This window comes from Moritella viscosa (assembly GCF_900120065.1).
Classification (GTDB): domain Bacteria; phylum Pseudomonadota; class Gammaproteobacteria; order Enterobacterales; family Moritellaceae; genus Moritella; species Moritella viscosa.
This window is the reverse complement of sequence record NZ_FPLG01000094.1, coordinates 1-22,306: the sequence shown is the minus strand read 5'-3', so window position 1 is coordinate 22,306 and position 22,306 is coordinate 1. Positions and strand designations below refer to the sequence as shown.

The window sequence follows — 22,306 nt, the reverse complement described above, 5'->3', positions numbered from 1 at the left end:
ATGGCTAAGCCTTATAATAAAAACCCTGCTATTCGACAATTAGTTGATGATGCCTTGTTAGATATTACAGCTAATAATCGAGTAACCAGTGATATCAAACTAGCTTACATCAATGATTGGAAGCAGCAGGTCACGATCTTATTAGCGGATATGTCATTGCCTGTTGGTTTGAGCAATGAGATTCATTTGTGTGATACGGCAAGACTATTGAGTCCGAGTAACTTTAGAAATAAAGTTGAAGGTATTCTGAGTAAGATAAAAGCCGACTCGTCATTTTATCAAACTGGATTAACTATCTATCAGCAAAATAGGATTATGCCGGATGATGTGTTCTTTGCCGTTTTTTTAGATGGCTGGCAGCAAGCAATTGAGTTAATGATGAATCAAGAACAAAGCCGTTTAATCGAAGAAAAACGGGAACAGTTATTGATCGAATTAGCCGATCGTGAAGAAACTATCGAACAATTAGAAGGTGTTCTCGATAGTGATTTACTGTGTAATGGTGAGCGTTTATGGGATCTTGCTAAAGGTAAGTTGACCCATTTAGATACCAAGCTACTACAACGTTATGCTGTTAATTTACGTAAGAACAAAGAAGTCAAACAAATTGCCTCTGAGCTCGGACGCATGGCACTTGCACACATTAATCCGGAAGAAACGCCAAACAGTTATGAAACCTGGGTATTAGATAATAGCTATCAAGATAATGTTCCAGATGATATGCAAGGCGTTACCTACAGTGATGAGATCTCACGGATGCTGCAAACCGAAGCGGTTAACTTAACGTTTCCAGAGTTAGAGATCATCTTTTATAAACGCTATGTAGAGCGCCACTTATTGACTTATCAGTATCAAGGCGCGCTGCAACAGTATAAAAAAGTAACCCAGTATCGTGATATTTCTGATGCTAATGAGCAAACCGGCGGGCCTTTTATTATCTGTGTTGATAGTTCAACATCGATGCAAGGCTTTCCTGAACTAACGGCTAAATCAATTTGTTATGCGCTATTGCAGATTGCATTTGAACAACGGCGTCAATGTTACTTGATGATGTTTTCAAATGAGGTTATCACGTTTCCGGTTACCCAAAGTACCAGTCTATCAACTATGCTAACGTTCTTGTCATCAAGCTTTCGTGGTGGCACTGACCTACAACCCGTGATTGAAAAATCATTAGACTTGATGAGTTCTGCACAATTTAAAAATGCGGATACTTTAGTCATTTCTGATTTTATAGCACAAAAATTACCAAGCCATATAGCAGATAAAATTAGAACGATTAAGATAGAACAAAATCGTTATCATGCTATTTCATTATCCCCTCAAGGTAATCCTGAATTAATGAACGTGTTTGATCATGTTTGGCGTTATTCTGCGGGTTTAACAGGGCGGTTGAAGAAAGTAAAATAATAGATGTTCCACGTGGAACACATGGTAGCGGTTATTGTGTCATGAATGTTTACGTTGAAAAGAGAATAGATAATAAAAAGCCAACATCATTGATGCTGGCTTTTTTATACATAAAACTAATTTTAATTAACAGTTATTTCTGTAATACAGAAATATCGGCTACATTTAAAAATTGGTTACGCAGTGTATTTAGTAATGTTAAGCGGTTAATTTTAAGTGCTTCATCATCAGCCATTACCATTACGTTGTCGAAGAATGTATCTACAACATCACGTAGTTCTGATAATTCTGTTAATGCTTGTTGGTAATCACCGGCCGCAAATAACGGCGCAAGTAATTCAACTTTAGCATCAACTGCAGAAGCCAATGCTTTTTCAGCATCTTCTTGAAGCAGTGATGCATCAACAGCTGAGTTTAGCTTACCTTCAAATTTAGCGAGGATATTACCTACACGTTTGTTCGCTGCAGCTAATGTTGCAGAAGCATCTAAACTGCGGAAGTGATTAACAGCCTTAACACGCTTATCAAAATCAGCAGGTTTAGTTGGGCGACGAGCTAGTACTGCTTGAATTACATCAACACTGATACCTGCATCTCTGTACCAAGCAGGGAAACGACCAAGTACGAATGCCACAACATCTGTTGATACGTTTTCGTTTGATAGTTTGTCACCGAATAGATCTTTCGCTGTATCTACTAAGTCAACTAGATCTAACGGTAAGTCTTTTTCGATAATTATACGTAATGTACCAATCGCAGCACGACGAAGTGCGAACGGGTCTTTATCACCTTTAGGGATTTGACCAATACCGAAAATACCAACTAATGTATCTAACTTATCAGCCAGTGCTACTGCACAAGCAACCAATGATTCAGGTAGACGGTCACCAGCATAACGAGGCATATACTGCTCGTTTAGTGCTACAGCTACTTCTTCTGCTTCACCGTCGTTACGCGCATAGTGCATGCCCATAACACCTTGCACGTCAGGAAATTCTACAACCATGTCTGACATTAAGTCAGCTTTAGCGAGTAGACCTGCACGTTGTGCATGCTCTGTATTGGCTGATATTTTACCTGCAATAGCAGCCGCTAAATCAGCAATACGTTGTGATTTTTCTTTTAACGTACCCAGTTGTTTTTGGAATAAAACAGTTTCTAGATCAGCAAGACGACTTTCTAATGACCGTTTCTTATCTGTGTTAAAGAAGAATTCAGCATCAGCTAGGCGAGGGCGTACAACTTTTTCATTACCTTCAATTACTTGTCTAACATCTTTACTGATGATGTTTGAAACAAAGATAAATTTAGGTAAAAGCTCACCGTCTGTGCTTAACATTGGGAAGTACTTTTGGTTGTCTTTCATCGTGTAGATCAAAGCTTCCGCCGGTACGTCGAGGTAACGTTCTTCAAAGTTACCCACTAATGTTACTGGCCATTCTACTAAAGACGTTACTTCTTCGAGTAGGTCTTCTTCGATTTCAGCAACACCGCCGTGCTCGTTTGCCGCCGCAATGACTTGTTTACGAATTACATCTTTACGACGTTCGTAATCAACCATTACCATTCCGTGGTCTTCAAGCAAATCTGCATAATTGTCAGCGTGTGGTAATTCGAAATCACCTTTACCTAGGAAACGGTGACCACGAATAGTTCGTGCCGCTTTAATACCTAAGATTTCGCCTTCAAGGGCTTCTGCACCAAATAACATCGTAATTGTATGTACAGGGCGAATGAATTGAATTGGGCTTGAACCCCAACGCATCGGCTTGCTAACAGGCAGCTTAGCTAAAGATGTCGCAACCATGTCAGCGATAAGCGCTTGTGTTGGTTGGCCTTTTACTTCTGATTTATGAAGTAGCCATTCGCCTTTGTCTGTTTTAATTCGACCAGCTTGCTCAATAGTAATACCATTACCACGTGCCCAACCTTGCGCCGCTTTCGTTGCATTTCCGTCGGCATCAAATGCAACAGAAATCGCAGGACCGCGTTTTTCAATTACTTTGTCAGCTTGAGAGTCTGCAAGCGCTGTTACTGTTAATGCTAAACGACGTGGTGCTGCCATCCAGTTAACGTCAGCAAATTCTAAACCTGCTTTGTCTAGCTCAGCTTGGAAGTTTGCCGCAAATGCTTCTGCTAATGTGCGTAACGATTTTGGTGGTAATTCTTCAGTACCAATCTCGATTAATAAATTTTCAGTTGCCATGCTACTTCCTATTTGTCTTTTTTACATAGCGGGAAGCCAAGCGCTTCACGAGATGCGTAATACGCTTCAGCAACACCTTTAGAAAGGGTGCGGATACGTAAAATATAGCGTTGACGCTCAGTCACAGAGATTGCATGACGTGCATCTAGCATATTAAATGCGTGGCCAGCATCAAGAATACGTTCGTATGCTGGTAGCGGTAGTGGCACTTCTAAATCCAATAGCTTTTGCGCTTCTTTTTCACTTTCATCAAAGAGAGTAAATAGGAAATCAACATTTGCATGCTCGAAGTTGTAAGTAGACTGCTCAACTTCATTTTGGTGGAAAATATCACCATACTTAACAGTGCCTAGAGGACCGTCTGTCCACACTAGGTCATATACACTGTCTACTTCTTGGATGTACATCGCAAGACGTTCAAGACCGTAAGTCATTTCGCCTGTAACCGGTTTACATTCAAGACCACCAACTGCTTGGAAGTATGTAAACTGTGATACTTCCATACCGTTTAGCCAGATTTCCCAACCTAGACCCCAGGCACCCAATGTTGGGTTTTCCCAGTTGTCTTCAACGAATCGGATGTCGTGAACCAATGGATCAAGACCAACTTCTTTCAGCGAGTCCAAGTATAATTCTTGGATATTAGCTGGAGATGGTTTAAGCACTACTTGAAACTGGTAGTAGTGTTGTAAACGGTTTGGATTTTCACCATAACGGCCATCAGTTGGACGACGCGATGGTTGAACGTAAGCATAAGCCATTGGCTCTGGACCTAATGAGCGTAAAAACGTCATTGGGTGAGAGGTGCCGGCACCTACTTCCATATCGAATGGTTGCACAATCGCACAACCTTGACGAGCCCAGTAATCCTGCAGTGCTAGGATCAGCCCTTGAAAGGTTTTAACATTATATTTTGACATGATATCTGCACAATAAAGCAAAGAAATAATCATTAAAGTATACCTGCTGCGCAGATATGAATATAGGATAAATTACAATTTTTCGCATTATTAGTGTGGTTTTTTCAGGTATTTGAGCTAGGTTAGCAAGGGGTCGGCAGAAAACCTGGCTAGGGATAAGAGCTGGCGCGAATATGCAGTGTTGATATTCGCGTATATAGAGTGGCTAATTTACACCTTTTTTGATCAGGTATTGATACGGTAGGCGCTCTGTCTGGCTAGCCACTAGGGTGTGATCCATAAACTGGCAGAAACTGGGGATATCACGTACTGTCGCAGGGTCATCTGCAAGTATTAATAATGTTTGACCATACTCAAGTTTCCTCACCGTTTTCCTTACCATCATTACAGGTTCTGGACAGCGTAAACCAAGGGCATCGAGTTCATGTTCAGGATCGGAAAATAATGGATTCATCAGGCTTTCTCTATGTGGTAAATATACGTAAATAGACTAATATTAATGAGTGATTACAATTATATATTGGTAAATCATCATGTATGTTGTTAACTTGTTAATAATCGCGCGATATTAATTTTGCGCTGTTAAGTAACCATCAACAAGGAGTGTGTATGTTACTACAAGCCAGTGGCAGACTAAAAGTATATTCTTCAATCGCTTTTTTTGCTTTATTAATCATGCTTATGGAAGTGCCTATTGCTGATACAGGTACTTGGCTAGGGGTGCTGAGTATTGTTGGGATCGCTGTTTGGGTGGAATTAAGTGATTATTTTGTTGAAGAAGATAAAGTAGAAAAAGCCAAACAAGACGATGATAAAAAATAAATTCACAGAGGGCGATCGCCCTCTGTCTTGTAATCTAACTCGTAATTTCCCTCCTTGTAATGGTAAAACTGTGATTGTTATCTAAGCTTAACTCTACTACCTGTTTATTGGAGTTAACTATGAAAGGCAACAGTAAGGTTATCGCGACCCTTAATGGGTTATTACATAATGAATTAGCAGCAATTGATCAATATTTCACTCACTCTCGAATGTATCAGGATTGGGGGTTAGAAAAATTATATGAACGGATCAGTCATGAAATGGAAGAAGAAATTACGCATGCTGATGCGCTCATTAAACGTATTCTATTTCTTGAAGGACGGCCGAATTTAAAAGATCGCCGGGATTTATTAATTGGCAGTGATGTGACGAGTATGCTGACTAATGATCTGGTATTGGAAATGGAAGTTGTTGGTGGATTACGTGCTGGTATTAAAGTGTGCGAGGAAGAAGGTGATTATCAAACCCGGGAAGTATTGTTGCCATTACTGGCTGATACTGAAGAAGATCATGTTTACTGGTTAGAGCAACAGTTAGGGTTGATTAAAAAAATCAGTTTATCTAATTATATCCAGTCGCATATGGGCTCTTAATTCTTATCGTATTACCACATTTATCGTTCAGGAGGCGGTTATGCAAGGAAATACAAATATCATCATGTTATTAAATAAGGCGCTAGGTTGTAAGCTGGTTGCGATCAATCAATATTTTTTACATGCCAGAATGTATAAAAATTGGGGCTTAGAGGGATTGGATAAAGCGGACTACAAACAGTCTATTTTAAAAATGAAGCAGGCAGATAAACTTATTAATCGTATTTTATTTTTGCAAGGGTTGCCGAATTTACAAGACTTAGGTCGGTTAGCTATCGGTGAAGAGGCTGCTGAAATGATTCAACTGAATATTGAGCTGGAGTTGAGTATTCGGGTGGTACTACAAACCTTGATTGAAGAATGCGAAAAAAGTAATGATTTTGTCAGTCGTGATATAGCCACTGAAATCTTAGAAGAAGTTGAAGAACAAATTGACTGGATCGAGAGTCAGCAATACCTGATCGGTCATGAGGGCTTAGACAACTATTTACAATCTCAATGTAGTTAGGCAACCTGTGGCTGTTGTTGTGCTTGCTTGAGCAGAGTTTGGTTTAATACCTTTTTTGCACATTGACAACACTTGCCACATTGACTACCAATACCAAGCTCAGTACTTAATTCTTTCATTGTTGTAGCACCTTCATCAATACTTTTTATCAGCTGTTTATCGGTAATACCGTGACAAATACATACGTACATAAATAACTATTCTTGGCTGGATTTACGCCGATGTTAATATGAATGCGAATGATTATCAAGCCGCTAGACCGCAAAAACTTTGGCTTTCACCATGTCTCTATATTGTTTTGGTGCCATATCAAAGTGTTGCTGGAATTTTTTTTTGAAATAATATGCATCACGAAAACCAACTTGTTCTGCTACATCGCAGATCGTTAAGCCAAAATCCCGTAATAGCACCTGTGCGGTCTCTAATCTCAGTGTTAACAGAAACTGATTTGGGGTTTGTCCCACTTGTTCTTTGAAGCGGCGATTGAAGGTGCGTAGCGGTAACTGACAAACATCGGCGATCATTTGATTGGTAATGCTATTTGCCATGTTTCGTTGCATCCAATCTTGTGCGAGGGCAATCGACTCATCAAACTGTACTTGGCCACCAACTTGGTAGAAAGGCTGTTGTTGAGTACGTGATATTTCATGGGAAAAATGATTTTCAATCACACTAGCGATCTTTTTTCCAAACATTTCATTAATTAAAAATAGCATCATTTCTGATTGTGAGTTAATACTACCCGCACAATATAAGCCATTCGCGGCAGTGATAGAGGCTTGACGATTGAGTTTTACTTGTGGGTATTGTTGACTAAATTGATCGTAAAAATACCAGTGTGTTGTGGCTGGTAATCCATCAAGTAATCCGGCTTCAGCCAACCAACAAACACCTGTGCCAGTTGATAGTATTTTTGCACCGCTATTATACTGCTGACGTAACCAAGGTAATATTTCTGGGTGTTTAATGATTGAAACTAATGGATTTCCCCACATTGGTGGAAATATGACTAAATCAAACTCTTGCTCACAGGTAAAGGTCAAGTCGGGTTGTAAACGAAGTCCGGCTGTCAGAGGCTTAGCGGTTAAGCTGCTAGAAATTAATTTTATTTCTAGTGGGTCTTGATGCTGGGTTTTTCTATCGCGCAAGCGTGATGCACCCGATAACATTTCTGCTGCTAAGGAAATACCAGTAACTAACGCTTTATCATAAAGTACAAACCCAATTTTCATATCAAACTCCAATTCTGTAGCAATCTAAACTTAGTATATCTATTTATTTATTACATTGTGTCCGATCTTTATAGGTAAATAGTCTGCGTTGGCACATTTGTCAGGGCTAATGGCATGGATGAAAGTGAATTGTTAGTATAACTTGCTAGACTATCTAGCAATAGCTGAGATTCGAATGAGATGTATTAAAATGGCGAAATTACCGTTAATAGTTGGTTTAGGTGGGATGAATGCAGCAGGACGTAGTTCTGGTTTCCATAGTTATAAGCGTTTAGTGTGCGATGCCTTGCCTGATGATGTAATGGCTAGTACTTGGCAAGACTTAGCCCAACGCATGGGGTTAGATACTCGCGATATAAATACTGACATTATTGGCCAAATTAAAGCCGGTACGTTAGTGCGTCATGCGACTACATTTAATCCAAAAGCGGTACCTTTCCAGCGAAAATATAAGTTCTCACCAGCAGGAGAACCAATTAAGTTTCAGTTAAAAAAATCAAAGCTACCTCATACTATTCCTGTTAATTGGGTACTTAATGACGTTGATAATAAAACAGTTGAAGTGACCGTTGAAGGTGATTTTGAGGCGTTAATTTATGACACCATTACTTACCCAGTATCAAGTGCCGGTAATATTCCAACGGGCTTTGATTTAGATAAATTATACAATTCGCGATCGCATCCTCGCGGTTTAAAACTAACGGTTTATGGTGCCTCTGATGCACTTAATTCATTAGGTGTTGATTGGGATGATATTCTCAAATTAATTAATCCTGATGAAGTATCTGTCTATGCGGGAAGTGCACTTGGTCAAGTCGATGAAAATTCATTTGGTGGTATGCTTTCAGCTTATTTTAAAGGCGGTCGCGTTAGTACCAAAATGATGGCCATGGCACTAGCTGAAATGCCAGCAGATTTCATTAATAGTTATGTGATCAATAGTGCTGGTACTACTGGCACCAACATGGGGGCTTGCGCGAGTTTCTTATATAACTTGCGTCAAGGTATGCTAGACATTCAGTCAGGTAAATCAAAAGTTGTTATCGTTGGCAACGCTGAAGCACCTGTTGAAACTGGGGTTATGGAAGGTTTTCGTGTGATGGGCGCGTTAGCTGAAGATGATCAGTTAAAAGCATTAGATAACAGTGATTTTGTTGATAATCGCCGCGCTTGTCGTCCATTCTCATCCAACGCTGGGTTTACGATGGCTGAATCGGCACAATTTGTGGTGTTGATGGATGATGAACTTGCATTAGAGTTAGGTGTGTCTATTTATGGTTCTGTTGCCGATGTGTTTGTTAATGCTGATGCCAATAAGAAATCCATTTCAGCGCCAGGAATTGGTAACTATGTGACCGTGGCTAAAGCAACCGCATTAGCGAAAGCTATTTTAGGTGAATCAGGCTTACAGCATACTTTTGTGCAAGCGCATGGTACTGGAACGCCACAAAACCGGGTGACAGAAAGCCATATTTTAAATGAAGTCGCGGCAAGTTTTAATATTAAGAAGTGGCCTGTTACCGCAATTAAATCTTATGTCGGTCATTCAATGGGAGCTGCGGCTGGAGATCAACTTATGGCGTCGTTGGGTGTGTGGCAACACGGCTGGATCCCAGGGATTAAAACGATTGATCATATTGCCGATGACGTACATCAAGAAAACCTGCACATCTTAACTGATCACCAGTTTGTTGGTGATAAAGGTCAAGAGATGAAAGCGGTAATCTTAAATGCAAAAGGTTTTGGCGGTAATAATGCCAGTGGTTTAGTATTATCACCAGAGCAGACATTAACAATGCTGGAAATTAAATACGGAACATCAGTAGTAAGCGCTTACAAAGAACGCAATGTCCTGATTAAACAACGAGCTGTTGATAATGATACAAAGGCATGCCTAGGCGAAGAAAAAATCCGTTATGCATTTGGTAATGCGGTTATTGATGAAAGTGGTGTGAATATCACTACTAACGAAGTGCGTTTACAGGGCTTTGCAAACGCAATTAAGTTAGCTCAAAATAATCCGTATCACGAATATAGCTAATGCGTTGATGAACCTTGCACGTTAACTACGTGCAAGGTTATTTTAAATACGATTCATTTCATCTGCCATCACTTGTAACTCTTCGGTAATTTCTGCGATCTGTTTCAACTTCTGAATTAATAATAATATATGTTTATGATCATCATTTTCATAGCGTTTGAGTAACTCCTCTAGTTCACAAATATAAAAATTATCGTCATTAACTGGCGATAAAATAGTATTTTTTGTTTGCTTTAACGCGAGGGTAATCATTTGTTCCACTAAGCGTAAATCTTGCTGTAATTCCGCATCAATAATTTTATTTCTGTGTACGCCTAATGCCGACAGTGCCGATAGCATGGCATGATTACGACGGGCTATATCATACACATGATTGAGTTTATGGCGTTTATCGCTGGGTTCAACCTGCATGTCTTTCCAAGACGCGGTCAAATGGCTATCAGCTACATAGGCTTTACGGCGTGAAACTCGATATGGTAATTCATTGTTTTTCCCCGAAACATATTGATTGATGATCTCATGAAAGTAAGCCTGATTAGCGGTTATCGCTTCGACTAAATACTTAGGGAATTGCTTATATTGCCAGTTGGGTAGGACTAGCTTGGCCAGTAGATAAGCAATACTACAACCGGTTAAGGTATCAATGATACGTGGGATGGTTACCACAAAACCTTGTTGGTACAGTACGTTAAATGCCAGTAATACTAACAAGGTAATATAGGTAACCGCACGACTGTAATTTTGACGTAAATAATAAAAGAATAGAAATGCTGATATTGCCAATAAGAATAGTTGGCTGCGCTCAGTTGGAAACAGGTATAATAGAATAGCACCGATGATGATGCCCATTAGCGTACCTGAAATACGTTGTTTTAATTTAACTCGAGTTGCACTGTAACTGGGTTGTAGGACAAATAGAGTGGTTAACACCACCCAATATCCATGTAGTTCAGAGGCGAAAATAATCCCTATCCCTAATGCTATGCCGATGGTTAAGCGGATCGCATGGCGAAATACTGGGCTGGATAAGTGCAATGCGTCACCTAACCTTTGTTTTATCGATAGGCGTTCACGTGGTGCCATAACTAAGAATTCATGCTCACTTGTGGGCTCGCTGTTAATTAATAGCTCATCAGCCTTGCGTAAATTACGAAATAATAATTTCAGTGGACCAAAGAGCTGCCATTGCACAGATTTTTCTAATGTCAGTAATTCTTGTTTTAAAATAGCGAGTGACCAAGTCAAGCCGTGATCGTGTACATAAGTCTGCTTGTATAGTGTTGCGTTACCGCGTTGAGTACAGGCGGTAGCAAGTTGCTTTAATACTTGCTCAAAACCATGGATGATCAAATCATTATTTAAATTACGTTTTAGTGAATCATAATGAAAATGGCTAGATGTCATTTTTTCATGCAATTCTTGGGCTTCTTGATAGAGGTGGATCAAGTGTTGAAGTTCATGGGATAGGTTTTCACTATCCATATGATAATCAATGTTGGTACGACATGCTGACATGGCATTGACGATATTAATATTTAACGTTGATAAGGTATGACGAATGGTTTTATGATCATGCTTTGTCTGCGAGAAAAATTTGGCTTTTTCTTGTTGGTATAAACCTAATGAAAAATAAACCTCAGCCAATTGTTCTCTGATGGGGTTATATAGAGTCACCTTAAGTAATACTGTCGAGATAATAAAATACCAAGCCGCACCAGCAATGAGGAGTAAAGAGTAAGGATTAAATTCGACTTCAGTTGCGAGTATAGTGGCAGATTCAGCATCATGGCTTAACCCTAACATAGTGTAAACCGCAATCATCAAGGTTGCAAAACTGATGGTTACATAGCGTTTACCTAAGGAACCGAGAATGATAATCGAAAAACTAAATAGGCAGCTGCCAATTAAAAATAACAATGGGTAAGGGAACAGTTGGCTTACTAATAATGATGATAAAGTAAAACAAAAAAGCGTCAATAAGCTATTAATAATGCGCTTTTTGATACTGTCATCACCTTCTGAAATTACCGCAGCGACAATACCGAGAACGGCGGTAACTGAGAGTTCAGAGAGTTCAAGAATGTACCCCGGAATCAATAAGGTTATCGATGCTAAAAATGCTTTTAGCGCAATAAAAAAATTACTGTTGGCGGTTAAATAAGTCAGTTTTCGCCATGGCTGTAGCATGCGTGATGAGTCCCTTATAAAAATTTTACTGTGCTGCTTTAATGGCATTGACGAGTTGTACTACTGCCGCTTGATTGCTAATGCTTTTATCATAAATAAAATTACTGATAACCCGTGTTATTGCTGATTGTACATAGGTTGTTGTTGCCATTGCCTGAGAAAAAGTCGGTACTAGTGTGTTGTCTCGGGTTGCTTGTTGGTAGTCTTGATATGCTTGCTGCGTACAGGCATTAAAATTACCCTTATCAGTGGTATCTATTATCGGTAATGAACCTTTTTTGACGTTAAAGTCACGCTGTAATTCCGGTGTTAATATGATACTTGCTAGGGTGTTTTGCGCTTTCTTTACTTCTGATGATACACTTTTTAATTTAAAAAAAGCAAAACTATCAATGTTATAGCTAAATATACCTTCAGTGCCAGGGAAGGGAATACAGCGGATTTTGGTATTTAATTTCTGCTTTTCTTGGAGTAGTTTACCTGCTACCCAATCCCCCATTATTTGCATTGCTGCTTGGTCTTCAATTAAGAGTTTAGTGGATTGTTCCCAAGTTCGATTTTTGGCATTTGCGTCGATGAATAACGATATAGTGCGTAATTTAGCAAAGGCTCGGATCATTGCCGGTGATGCTAATACTTGTGGGTTAAGTTCGACAAAAGCCTGTTTATATTGCTCTGCGCCTAAAATTGATAAACTGATCGACTCAAATAAAATTGCATCAGCCCAAGGCTCAGATGTATGAGCTATCGGTAAGTAACCAGCGGCTTCAAGCTGTGGTAATACTGTGATTAGCTCCGCGAGATCACGAGGAATTGCAATACTTGCTTTGTTAAAAATTGTTTCATTGAACCATAACCAATTAATACGATGAATATTAATCGGTACTGCCACATAATGTCCTTGGTATTTCATCACTGGCTTAATAAATTCTGGGAGCTTAGCATCCCATTGTTCTTGTTTAGCAATGTCGTCTAATGAGGTTAGGAACCCCAGTTTTGCCCATTCTTGAATATTATGGCCTTTGATTAACGCTGCCGTCGGTGGATTACCTGATACAGCCCGAGAACGTAATACCGTTAAGGCTGTATTACCACCGCCGCCTTTAATGGCAAAGTCGAGCCAGGTATTGTCGGTTTCTTCGACTTTACTTTGTAGCTCACTGAGCGCATCTAGTTCACCACCAGATGTCCACCAATGTAATACTTCTACTTGGCTTGCTGTTACAGGAGAAGTGAATAATACACTCAGTAGTATAAAGAGTCGTTGGATGCGATTACTGATGATGGTGCTCATTATTATATCCGTGATGATGGTTTGTGCGGGAGTCGTAAGATCACTTTTAATCCTGAATTTTCTCGATTGTGTAAGGTGAGTGTACCGCCATGGGCACTCGCTATACTGCGAGCAATACTTAAACCTAACCCTGAGCCATCGCTATCTTGAGCTATACGTGTATAAGGTGTAAAAATGTCCTCTAACATATCTTCTGGAATACCGGGGCCTGAATCAATCATACAAATGACGATGTGCTCTTGCTGTTGTTCGACGATAAGGTGTAAGAACCCTCCATATTTTATCCCATTTTCAACCAAGTTAGTTAAGCAGCGTTTTATAGCAAGGGGTTTTCCATGATAGTGAATGTTTACTTGTGGGAATGAAAAGGTAACTTTTTCTGTGCAGCTATTATGATGTTCTGTGATCTCATACAGTAATTCTTGGATATCAATAGGTGCACTGTTTTCGTGAATGTCGGTATCTTTCACACATTGTAATGCGCCTTTAACCATCATTTCTAATTGGTCGAGATCATTATTGAATTTCGCTGTTTTTACATCATCATTAAGTAACTCTGCACGTAAGCGTAATCGCGTTATCGGGGTTTTCAAATCGTGAGAAATGGACCGAAATAACCGTTCTCGATCGTCAATATAACGTTTTATTCGCAAGTGCATACGGTTAAATGCTTTAGTGGCAATCACTAATTCTGATGCGCCTTTTTCTTCAAGTAGAGGTTGATCTAAATCTTGACTTAATGTCGCTGCTGCGGCCGCCAGTTTTTTAAGTGGTTTGGTTTGCCAGCGCACTAGTATGTAGATCATCCACATTAAATTAGCGGTAATAAGAAAGATGAAAAACAATTGATCATTACTTACTAATTTATCATTAAGGGATACATAAGGTGCTGGTAGCAATGCGGCGATATATAGCCATTCATCAGGTGCGAACATCATTTGTATCACTAACACGGGGGGATTTAGCGGTTCTAGCGTGAGTGAGTAGTGTGCCCAAGAACGGGGTAATTCAGATAACAGAGTATCGTTGTTTAATACGTGTAAAGTTTTGGGGTGAGAAAACTCTGTTTTAATGACGATATTATTACCCAGTTTATCACCGAGCACACGATGAAATTCATCGAGTACGACACGTTTCATTTCACTGTTGGCTACGGGATCGATATTAATTTCGACTTCATTTAATGATACAAAATAGCGGCTTCCACCAAAATCGCGTAACTGTTCTAATACGATATGACGATATTGCAAGGGTAAGGAATTGAAGAAGGTCGCGGTTGAGGCTATATTTTGAGCCATGCTTTCCGCGGTATTTTTTAATCCTTCGAGTTCTTTATCTTTACTAAAATTATACCAAATACTGGTTGAAATTAACTGCGCGGTGGCGATTGATAACAGTGTCAGTAATAACATTCTAGAGACTAAAGAGCTGGGTAGCTGGCGGTAAATATACTCTTTAATCGTCATAAGAGACTTCGGTGATCAATACATAACCACGTCCGCGGATGGTTTTAATTAAGGTCGGACTTTTACTATTATCCCCTAGTTTTTGACGTAATCGACTCAGTTGTATATCGATGCCTCGTTCAAGGGGTAGTGCTTCTCGACCACGAGTCGCATCCGAAAGAGCATCACGACTTAGTACTTGATTTGGGTTTGTCACAAACAGTTTTAGCATATTGAATTCACTGCCTGACAGTTCTGTTGTACTGCTATTATGTTGATTAATTAATTGGCGTGTTAATGTATCAAGCTTCCAATGAGCAAACATAAAATAGCGGCCTTGGGTTGGCTTGGTGTAACTTGAACGGCGCAATAAGGCTTTGATTCTAGCCAGCAATTCTCGAGGACTAAAAGGTTTTGCCATGTAATCATCTGCGCCAATTTCTAAGCCGACAATGCGATCAGCTTCATCTGAATTAGCCGTTAACATGATGATCGGTACTTGTGATGTGCGGCGGATTTTTTGGCACAAGGTAAAACCATCATCACCTGGCATCATTACATCTAAGACAATCAGATCGGGCGTATTGGTGGCTAAGACGCGTTGCATTTCTTTGCCTTCACCGGCTGTCAGCACTGAAAATCCAGCTTGATCGAGATATTCACTGAGTAATTCTTTGATCTCAACGTCATCGTCAACTACTAATATTTGCTTTTTTGTGCTCATGCCCAGTCCATTATTTACATTGCGTAATGTGTATTGAACAGCTTGGAGGGGAAAATTTCAAGAAGAACATTTTAAGAAGAACATAAAAAAGCCAACTATCGTCATAGTTGGCTTGATATAGACTAACTAACCGTATGATGTATACCGTTGTTTTTAGTCTTCGATACGCTCAAAGATAGTCGCGATACCTTGACCAAGACCGATGCACATAGTCGCTAGACCATATTTACCACCTTGAACTTCAAGTTCGTTAACAAGCGTAGTCGAGATACGTGAACCTGAACAACCTAGAGGGTGACCTAATGAGATTGCACCACCGTTAAGGTTAATCTTTGTTTCAACAACATCTTCTAAGCCAAGGTCTTTAACACAAGGCAAAGATTGCGCTGCGAATGCTTCGTTTAATTCGAATACATCGATATCGTCAATGGTTAAACCTGCACGCTTAAGTGCTTTCTTTGTTGCTGGAACTGGACCGTAACCCATGATTGATGGATCACAACCTGCAACAGCCATAGATACAACGCGAGCGCGAGGCTTAAGACCTAGTTCTTTGGCTTTGTCTGCAGACATAAGTAACATTGCAGAAGCACCATCTGATAATGCAGATGAGGTACCTGCTGTTACTGTACCGTTTACAGGATCAAATACTGGACGTAAATTACCTAGGCTTTCCATTGATGTTTCTGGACGAATCACTTCATCAAAATCATACAATTTTAAAACGCCATCAGCATCGTGACCTTCAATTGGTAGAATTTCACGTTTGAAACGACCTGATTCTGTCGCTGCTTGTGCTAACTTGTGAGAACGAACTGCAAATGCATCCTGTTGCTCACGTGTAATGCCGTGTAATTTACCTAGCATTTCAGCTGTTAGCCCCATCATACCCGCTGCTTTAGCAGTGGATTTAGCAAGGCCAACGTGGAAATCAACACCGTGGTTCATTGGTACATGACCCATATGCTCAACACCACCAATGATCATCACGTCGCCGTCGCCCATTGCGATAGCACGTGTAGCATCATGGATAGCTTGCATCGATGAACCACATAGGCGGTTAACGGTTGTTGCACCTGCTGTGATTGGGATACCAGCAAGTAATGAAGCATTACGGGCGATATTGAAACCTTGTTCTAGTGTTTGCTGAACACAGCCCCAATAAACATCTTCGATGTCATTTGGATCTACTTCAGGGTTACGGTCAAGCAAGCCTTTCATTAATTTTGCAGATAGATCTTCAGCACGAACGTGACGGAATGCACCGGCTTTAGAACGACCCATAGGTGTACGTAGACAATCGACTACAACTACATCTCTCATTTTATTATCCTCGTTCGTGTCTTAGTAAAAAGTTTTGCCGTCAGCTGCGCGTTGACGCAAGCCATCAGTTACTTGGTAAAGTGGTCCTAAATCAGCAAATGAATCTGCTAATTCAATGTATTTATCTAGACCCATAGTATCTAAGTAACGGAATACACCACCACGGAATGGAGGGAAGCCAATACCATAGATAAGTGCCATATCAGCATCGCCTGGAGTAGCAACAATACCTTCTTCAAGACAACGAACAACTTCGTTAATCATTGGGATCATACAGCGAGCGATAATGTCATCTTTCGAGAAATCTGCTTTTTCGCTTGCAACTTCAGCAAGCAGCTCATAGCTTTTTGCATCCGGTGTTTTTTGTACGCGACCACGACGGTCTTTAGCGTAAGAGTAGAAACCAACACCATTCTTCTGTCCATAACGCGTTGCTTCAAACATCACATCGATAGAATCTTTACCCGTTTTAGCCATACGCTCTGGGAAACCGCTAGCCATAACTGCTGCTGCATGGTGACCTGTATCGATACCAACAACGTCGAGTAAGTATGCAGGACCCATTGGCCAACCGAACTCTTTTTCCATTACTTTATCTACGGCAACAAAATCTGCGCCATCAGCGATAAGTTTTGAGAAACCGAAGAAGTATGGGAATAGTACGCGGTTAACGAAGAAACCAGGACAGTCGTTTACAACGATAGGCGTTTTACCCATTTTTGCTGCGTAAGCAACGGTTGTCGCAATTGTTTCATCAGATGATTTCTCACCACGAATGATTTCTACAAGTGGCATTTTGTGTACTGGGTTGAAGAAGTGCATACCACAGAACTGTTCTGGGCGTTTTAAGCTCTTCGCTAGTACGTTAATTGGAATCGTCGACGTATTTGAAGTGATGACTGTGTCTGCACTTACGTTATCTTCCAATTCAGCTAATACAGCCGCTTTAATTTTTGGATTTTCAACAACCGCTTCTACGATAATGTCAGCTTCATCAACTGAGTTATAGCTTAGTGTTGGTGTGATTGATGAAATAACTTTAGCCAGTTTAGTACCGTCAATACGGCCACGCTTAAGTTGCGTTGTTAATAAACCAGACGCTGTTGCCATACCGAGGTCAAGCGCTGCATCATTGATGTCTTTCATGATAACAGGCGTGCCTTTAACCGCTGATTGGTAAGCGATGCCGCCACCCATGATACCAGCGCCAAGTACAGCTGCTTTATTGGTTGCCTTACCTGCTTTTGCTGCTTTTTTCGCGCCCGCTTTTAGTGCTTGGTCACTTAAAAATAAGCCAACTAATGCTTGTGCAGCATCTGTTTTAGCAAGTTTAATGAATGTTGCAGCTTCAACACCAAGTGCACCTGTACGGTCCATGCTTGCTGCTGCTTCAACTGTTTTAACTGCAGCTGTCGGAGCTGGGTAATGTTTACCCGCTTTCGCGTATACCATGCCAAGTGCAGTAGAGAAGCTCATTGTTGCTTCTATTTTATTTAAACCTAATGGTGCTTGTTTTTGCGCACGACGTGATTGCCAGTCAAGTTTTCCTGCAATCGCATCTTTAACCATTGATAGTGCTGCATCACGTAACTTTTCAGGTGCTACAACCGCATCTACTGTGCCAAATTTAAGGGCCGCAGGTGCTTTATAATCTTTACCTGTTGTGATCCATTCCACAGCATTATCAGCACCGATTAGACGTGGCAAACGAACTGTACCGCCGAAACCTGGCATGATACCTAATTTAGTCTCAGGTAAACCGATACGTGCTGTGGTGTCTGCTACACGGAAGTCTGTTGCAAGAATTGCTTCACAACCACCGCCAAGTGCATGACCGTTTACTGCTGAGATTGTTGGATATGGCAGGTCTTCAATGGCATTGAATACTGCATTTGCTTGTTCCAACCAACCTAATAATTCAGCGTCAGGTAGTTTAAAGAGTTCAAGGAATTCAGTGATATCAGCGCCAACGATGAATGCACCTTTACCTGATGTTTGAATTAATCCTTTAATGTCTGAATTAGTCTGTAATACTTTTACAGCTTCAGTTAATGCTTGTAATGTTGCTTGATCAAATTTATTAACTGGGCCTTTCGCGTCATATTTTAATTCTGCGATGCCATCTTCTAATAGAGTGACCGAGAGTTGTTCGGCTTGGTAAATCATTACGTTTCTCCTTGCTAAAGCGATGGTGATCATCAGCTCCGTTTGCTATTTACCAGCTATGTAGGGCACTGGTTGATCTCATTCTGTCGATAATCTAACAATATTTCAACACTTATTTTAAACGACTGTTTAAATTATTGTTAAAGGCGTTATGTTAATCTAATCACTAAGTAGTATAGTTGTTGATGGGATAGAGAGGGTGACAATACTCGTAAAATAAGTTATTTGTCTTTCAAGTTAGCGCTAGGTACTTAGTTTAAGTTTATGTTTAGTGGTTAATTCTTTGGTTTGTTTGTTGCGTAGTTTTATCTTCCTTAAACAGTTCGGCTTACAACTGTTTTTAATTGTTAGATGTTTGTTGATGAATGTTTAATAAAAAAAAATTGACCATTGCTTAACTTTTAAAATTTGTGATCCTGAACCTGCTATTATCAACAGACATATAACAGTAGAATAGCGATGAGTATCTCACCTGCACCAAATACACAGGATTTAAATGACAGCGAATAGCCCTTATTTTGTTTTAGAACAGGCTTATGAATATACTGAAGAAATAAAAAAAAGCCGTTTTATTACTTATCTAGCACCAACCAAAGGACGTCAAATAGCCGAACAATTTGTTCGGACAATCAAAGCACAACATCCTGATGCGCGTCATCATTGCTGGGCATTTGTTGCTGGACGCCCCAGTGACGGGCAGCAATATGGCTTTAGTGATGACGGTGAACCTTCTGGTACCGCGGGAAAGCCTATTCTTCATTGTTTAATGGGGAGTGACGTAGGGGAAATGACCGCGGTTGTTGTGCGTTACTATGGTGGGATTAAATTAGGCACGGGAGGATTAGCTCGTGCATATGCAGGCGGTGTACAACAAGTATTAAAATTGATTGATCCTATTGAATGCTTTATATATACAGAACTGAATTTAACTTGTGATTATGCTCAAATAGCCGCAATAGAACGCTTATTTTCAGTATATAATGGTAAATTAAAACATGCCGAATATGGTGAACAAGTAATAATGCAGCTTGATGTTGATGCAAGGCATGTGAAAGCGTTTATTATTGCGGTTAAAAACAAAACGAATGGCCAAGTTAATGTCAAAGTGGTCGATTAATATTTAGGGATAAAAATAATAATGCAATTCAGGGCAATTTTAAGAATTGTTGGGATATTAGTTACCATCTTTAGTGTAACCATGATATTCCCTGCACTGATCGCCGCAATATATAAGGATGGTGGTGGTCTAGTCTTCATTAATTCGTTTGCTTTCTGTGTCACGTTAGGCAGTATCGTATGGTACCAAAACCGCAATTATAAAAAAGAATTAAAAGCCAAAGATGGTTTCCTGATTGTAGTTTTGTTTTGGACGGTACTGGGGAGTGTTGGTGCGTTACCCTTTATTCTTTCCGAGCAACCAGATCTCAGTGTCGCTGGTGCATTCTTTGAATCTTTCTCTGGTTTAACGACAACAGGTGCAACCGTTATTGTTGGACTCGATGAATTACCTAAAGCATTGCTGTTTTATCGCCAGTTTTTACAATGGTTAGGTGGTATGGGTATTATTGTACTTGCTGTTGCTGTATTACCTGTTTTAGGTATAGGCGGTATGCAGCTTTATCGTGCTGAGACCCCTGGCCCAGTCAAAGATTCTAAGATGACCCCCCGTATTGCTGAAACAGCAAAAGCACTTTGGTATATTTATTTATGCCTTACAGTTTTTTGCGCAATGGCGTTTTGGTTGGCTGGGATGACTATTTTTGATGCCATTGCGCATAGCTTTTCGACTATTGCAATCGGTGGTTTTTCTACACACGATAGTAGTATGGGGCATTTTGATAGTTCGATTATTAATATGATCACTGTGGTGTTCTTAATTATTGCGGGGATGAATTTCTCACTGCATTTTGCCGCATTCTCAATTAAGGGTTTTAAACCGGGCACCTACTTACATGATCCGGAATTACGTACATTCTTATTTGTACAACTTGTACTTGTGGCTATTTGCTTCTTTATTCTCTTGTCTAAAGGTGTTTATGAGTCCCCTGAAATGGCATTAGACAAAGCTGTTTTTCAGGCCGTTTCAATTTCAACTACTGCTGGGTTTACAACGACAAGTTTCCAAGATTGGCCATTGTTCTTACCTGTACTGCTTGTATTTTCGAGTTTCATTGGTGGCTGTGCCGGTTCTACTGGTGGTGGTATGAAAGTGGTTCGTATCCTATTGCTTTATTTGCAAGGTATGCGTGAAATGAAACGCTTAGTACATCCTCGTGCCGTATATAAGATTAAATTAGGCAAAAAAGTATTACCCGATCGTGTTATTGATGCGGTTTGGGGATTTTTCTCTGCTTATGCCTTGGTTTTTGTTATTTGTATGTTGGCATTGATCGCGACGGGTATGGATGAGCTATCGGCTTTTTCTGCTGTGGTTGCAACATTAAATAACTTAGGGCCAGGACTTGGACAAGTTGCAGTACATTTTGGTGATGTTAATGACAGTGCAAAATGGATATTAGTTGTCGCTATGTTGTTTGGTCGTTTAGAAGTCTTTACCTTATTAATTTTATTTACTCCAGCTTTCTGGCGTAGTTAAGTGGAATCATATAAATGAAAAAAATGTTAGTACTGTATTCTACCGTTGATGGTCAAACCTTAAAGATAATTAAAGCTATCGAGGAGTCTATTGCCGATAAGTATCATTGTGAAGTTATGAGCCTTGAAGAATGCCAGCATCTTGATATGGCTATTTTTGATAAAGTCGTTATTGGTGGCTCTGTACGTTATGGTCATTTGAATAAAAAGCTCTATCAATTTGTTGCAGCGCATAAAGAAGAGCTTGAAGTAAAAGAAAATAGTTTTTTCTGTGTAAATTTAACCGCAAGAAAAGCTGAAAAGAATACCCCTGAAACGAATGCATATATGCAGGCATTTTTAGAAAAGTCGAATTGGGTACCCAAACAGCAAGCAGTATTTGCAGGCGCATTGTTATATTCAAAATATAATTGGTGGCAAACACTTATTATCCAGTTGATTATGAAAATAACTGGAGGTAGTACTGATACAACGAAAGATATTGAGTTTACTGATTGGGCTAAAGTGAAGTCGTTTGCGAAAACCTTATAGATTCGTTTACTTATATAGCGATACATTGACGTTCAGCGTTAAATTTAACCTGTGGTCGTTGGTTAATTGTTCATGTAATAGTATTTGTAATTCCTGACGTTGAAATGCTTGCCTATCAAATTGTTTTATCTATAATAGCGGCCACTGACACGGCAAACGTCGCTCAGTAAGGTGTTTAGAATCGACTTCGGTTACTTTTTAAGCGTCCTGAATAAAGCATAAATATGTGCTTGACTTCAAATCCGGTTTGCGTAGAATACGCAGCCTGACTACGACGAAAGACGTCAATGCCAATGCTCTTTAACAATT

19 protein-coding genes are annotated in these 22,306 nt (G+C 39.9%); 8 read left to right on the top strand and 11 right to left on the bottom strand.

Annotation, left to right across the window (positions count from 1 at the left end):
• Positions 1 to 1,410, top strand: a complete 1,410-nt coding sequence (locus BT797_RS13615; RefSeq protein ID WP_075472396.1) for a vWA domain-containing protein — start codon at positions 1 to 3, stop codon at positions 1,408 to 1,410.
• 133 nt (positions 1,411 to 1,543) lie between these two features.
• Here the strand turns inward: BT797_RS13615 and glyS are convergent, their stop codons facing one another.
• From glyS to tusA, 3 genes are all read right to left on the bottom strand, one after another.
• A complete protein-coding gene (gene glyS, locus BT797_RS13610; RefSeq protein ID WP_075472394.1) occupies positions 1,544 to 3,616 on the bottom strand; it encodes a glycine--tRNA ligase subunit beta in 2,073 nt (690 codons plus the stop codon).
• A gap of 8 nt (positions 3,617 to 3,624) precedes the next feature.
• Complete coding sequence (gene glyQ / locus BT797_RS13605; protein ID WP_045112710.1) at positions 3,625 to 4,536, bottom strand: glycine--tRNA ligase subunit alpha; 912 nt, start codon at positions 4,534 to 4,536, stop codon at positions 3,625 to 3,627.
• A gap of 205 nt (positions 4,537 to 4,741) precedes the next feature.
• Entirely contained in the window at positions 4,742 to 4,990 is a 249-nt protein-coding gene (gene tusA, locus BT797_RS13600; RefSeq protein WP_075472392.1) for a sulfurtransferase TusA, read from the bottom strand.
• A 155-nt stretch (positions 4,991 to 5,145) separates the two neighbouring features.
• Here tusA and BT797_RS13595 point away from each other — a divergent pair, with 155 nt between their 5' ends.
• The 3 genes from BT797_RS13595 (at position 5,146) to bfr (BT797_RS13585) (ending at position 6,459) form a co-directional block, all read left to right on the top strand.
• Positions 5,146 to 5,358, top strand: coding sequence for a hypothetical protein (locus BT797_RS13595; RefSeq protein ID WP_045112326.1), 213 nt, complete (start codon positions 5,146 to 5,148; stop codon positions 5,356 to 5,358).
• A 119-nt stretch (positions 5,359 to 5,477) separates the two neighbouring features.
• Positions 5,478 to 5,951, top strand: a complete 474-nt coding sequence (bfr, locus tag BT797_RS13590) for a bacterioferritin (protein ID WP_045112325.1) — start codon at positions 5,478 to 5,480, stop codon at positions 5,949 to 5,951.
• A gap of 40 nt (positions 5,952 to 5,991) precedes the next feature.
• Positions 5,992 to 6,459 carry a bacterioferritin gene (bfr, locus tag BT797_RS13585; protein ID WP_045112324.1) on the top strand — a complete coding sequence of 156 codons (468 nt, stop codon included), beginning with the start codon at positions 5,992 to 5,994 and terminating at the stop codon, positions 6,457 to 6,459.
• Here the strand turns inward: bfr (BT797_RS13585) and BT797_RS13580 are convergent.
• Entirely contained in the window at positions 6,456 to 6,650 is a 195-nt protein-coding gene (locus BT797_RS13580; protein WP_045112323.1) for a (2Fe-2S)-binding protein, read from the bottom strand. The genes bfr (BT797_RS13585) and BT797_RS13580 overlap by 4 nt on opposite strands.
• A gap of 63 nt (positions 6,651 to 6,713) precedes the next feature.
• Positions 6,714 to 7,691, bottom strand: a complete 978-nt coding sequence (locus BT797_RS13575) for a GlxA family transcriptional regulator (protein ID WP_045112322.1) — start codon at positions 7,689 to 7,691, stop codon at positions 6,714 to 6,716.
• Positions 7,692 to 7,881: 190 nt separating this feature from the next.
• Between BT797_RS13575 and BT797_RS13570 the strand changes: the two genes are divergently transcribed.
• Entirely contained in the window at positions 7,882 to 9,732 is a 1,851-nt protein-coding gene (locus BT797_RS13570) for a beta-ketoacyl synthase (RefSeq protein WP_075472390.1), read from the top strand.
• 42 nt (positions 9,733 to 9,774) lie between these two features.
• On the opposite strand, the gene yccS is transcribed toward BT797_RS13570, so the two are convergent.
• The 6 genes from yccS to fadB all read right to left on the bottom strand — a co-directional run bounded on the left by yccS (position 9,775) and on the right by fadB (position 18,871).
• Entirely contained in the window at positions 9,775 to 11,919 is a 2,145-nt protein-coding gene (yccS, locus tag BT797_RS13565; RefSeq protein ID WP_045112320.1) for a YccS family putative transporter, read from the bottom strand.
• A gap of 25 nt (positions 11,920 to 11,944) precedes the next feature.
• The gene (locus tag BT797_RS13560; protein WP_075472388.1) at positions 11,945 to 13,213 is read right to left on the bottom strand and encodes an ABC transporter substrate-binding protein; all 1,269 of its coding nucleotides are present in this window, start codon (positions 13,211 to 13,213) and stop codon (positions 11,945 to 11,947) included.
• Between the two features lie 2 nt (positions 13,214 to 13,215).
• Entirely contained in the window at positions 13,216 to 14,679 is a 1,464-nt protein-coding gene (locus tag BT797_RS13555) for an ATP-binding protein (protein WP_045112318.1), read from the bottom strand.
• Positions 14,669 to 15,382 carry a response regulator gene (locus tag BT797_RS13550; RefSeq protein ID WP_045112317.1) on the bottom strand — a complete coding sequence of 238 codons (714 nt, stop codon included), beginning with the start codon at positions 15,380 to 15,382 and terminating at the stop codon, positions 14,669 to 14,671. The genes BT797_RS13555 and BT797_RS13550 overlap by 11 nt, the downstream gene beginning before the upstream one ends.
• A 153-nt stretch (positions 15,383 to 15,535) precedes the next feature.
• The gene (gene fadA, locus BT797_RS13545; protein ID WP_075472386.1) at positions 15,536 to 16,705 is read right to left on the bottom strand and encodes an acetyl-CoA C-acyltransferase FadA; all 1,170 of its coding nucleotides are present in this window, start codon (positions 16,703 to 16,705) and stop codon (positions 15,536 to 15,538) included.
• A gap of 21 nt (positions 16,706 to 16,726) precedes the next feature.
• Positions 16,727 to 18,871, bottom strand: a complete 2,145-nt coding sequence (gene fadB / locus BT797_RS13540; RefSeq protein WP_075472384.1) for a fatty acid oxidation complex subunit alpha FadB — start codon at positions 18,869 to 18,871, stop codon at positions 16,727 to 16,729.
• 496 nt (positions 18,872 to 19,367) lie between these two features.
• Here fadB and BT797_RS13535 point away from each other — a divergent pair, with 496 nt between their 5' ends.
• Genes BT797_RS13535 through hemG form a run of 3 tightly spaced genes read left to right on the top strand, consistent with a single transcriptional unit; the run spans position 19,368 to position 21,997 of the window.
• Positions 19,368 to 19,988: a YigZ family protein gene (locus tag BT797_RS13535; RefSeq protein ID WP_045112314.1), complete on the top strand. Its 621-nt coding sequence runs from the start codon at positions 19,368 to 19,370 to the stop codon at positions 19,986 to 19,988.
• A 21-nt stretch (positions 19,989 to 20,009) separates the two neighbouring features.
• On the top strand, positions 20,010 to 21,467 hold the full coding sequence (locus BT797_RS13530) for a TrkH family potassium uptake protein (RefSeq protein WP_045112313.1): 1,458 nt from the start codon (positions 20,010 to 20,012) through the stop codon (positions 21,465 to 21,467).
• Positions 21,468 to 21,481: 14 nt separating this feature from the next.
• On the top strand, positions 21,482 to 21,997 hold the full coding sequence (gene hemG, locus BT797_RS13525; RefSeq protein WP_045112312.1) for a menaquinone-dependent protoporphyrinogen IX dehydrogenase: 516 nt from the start codon (positions 21,482 to 21,484) through the stop codon (positions 21,995 to 21,997).
• Positions 21,998 to 22,306: the final 309 nt, after the last annotated feature.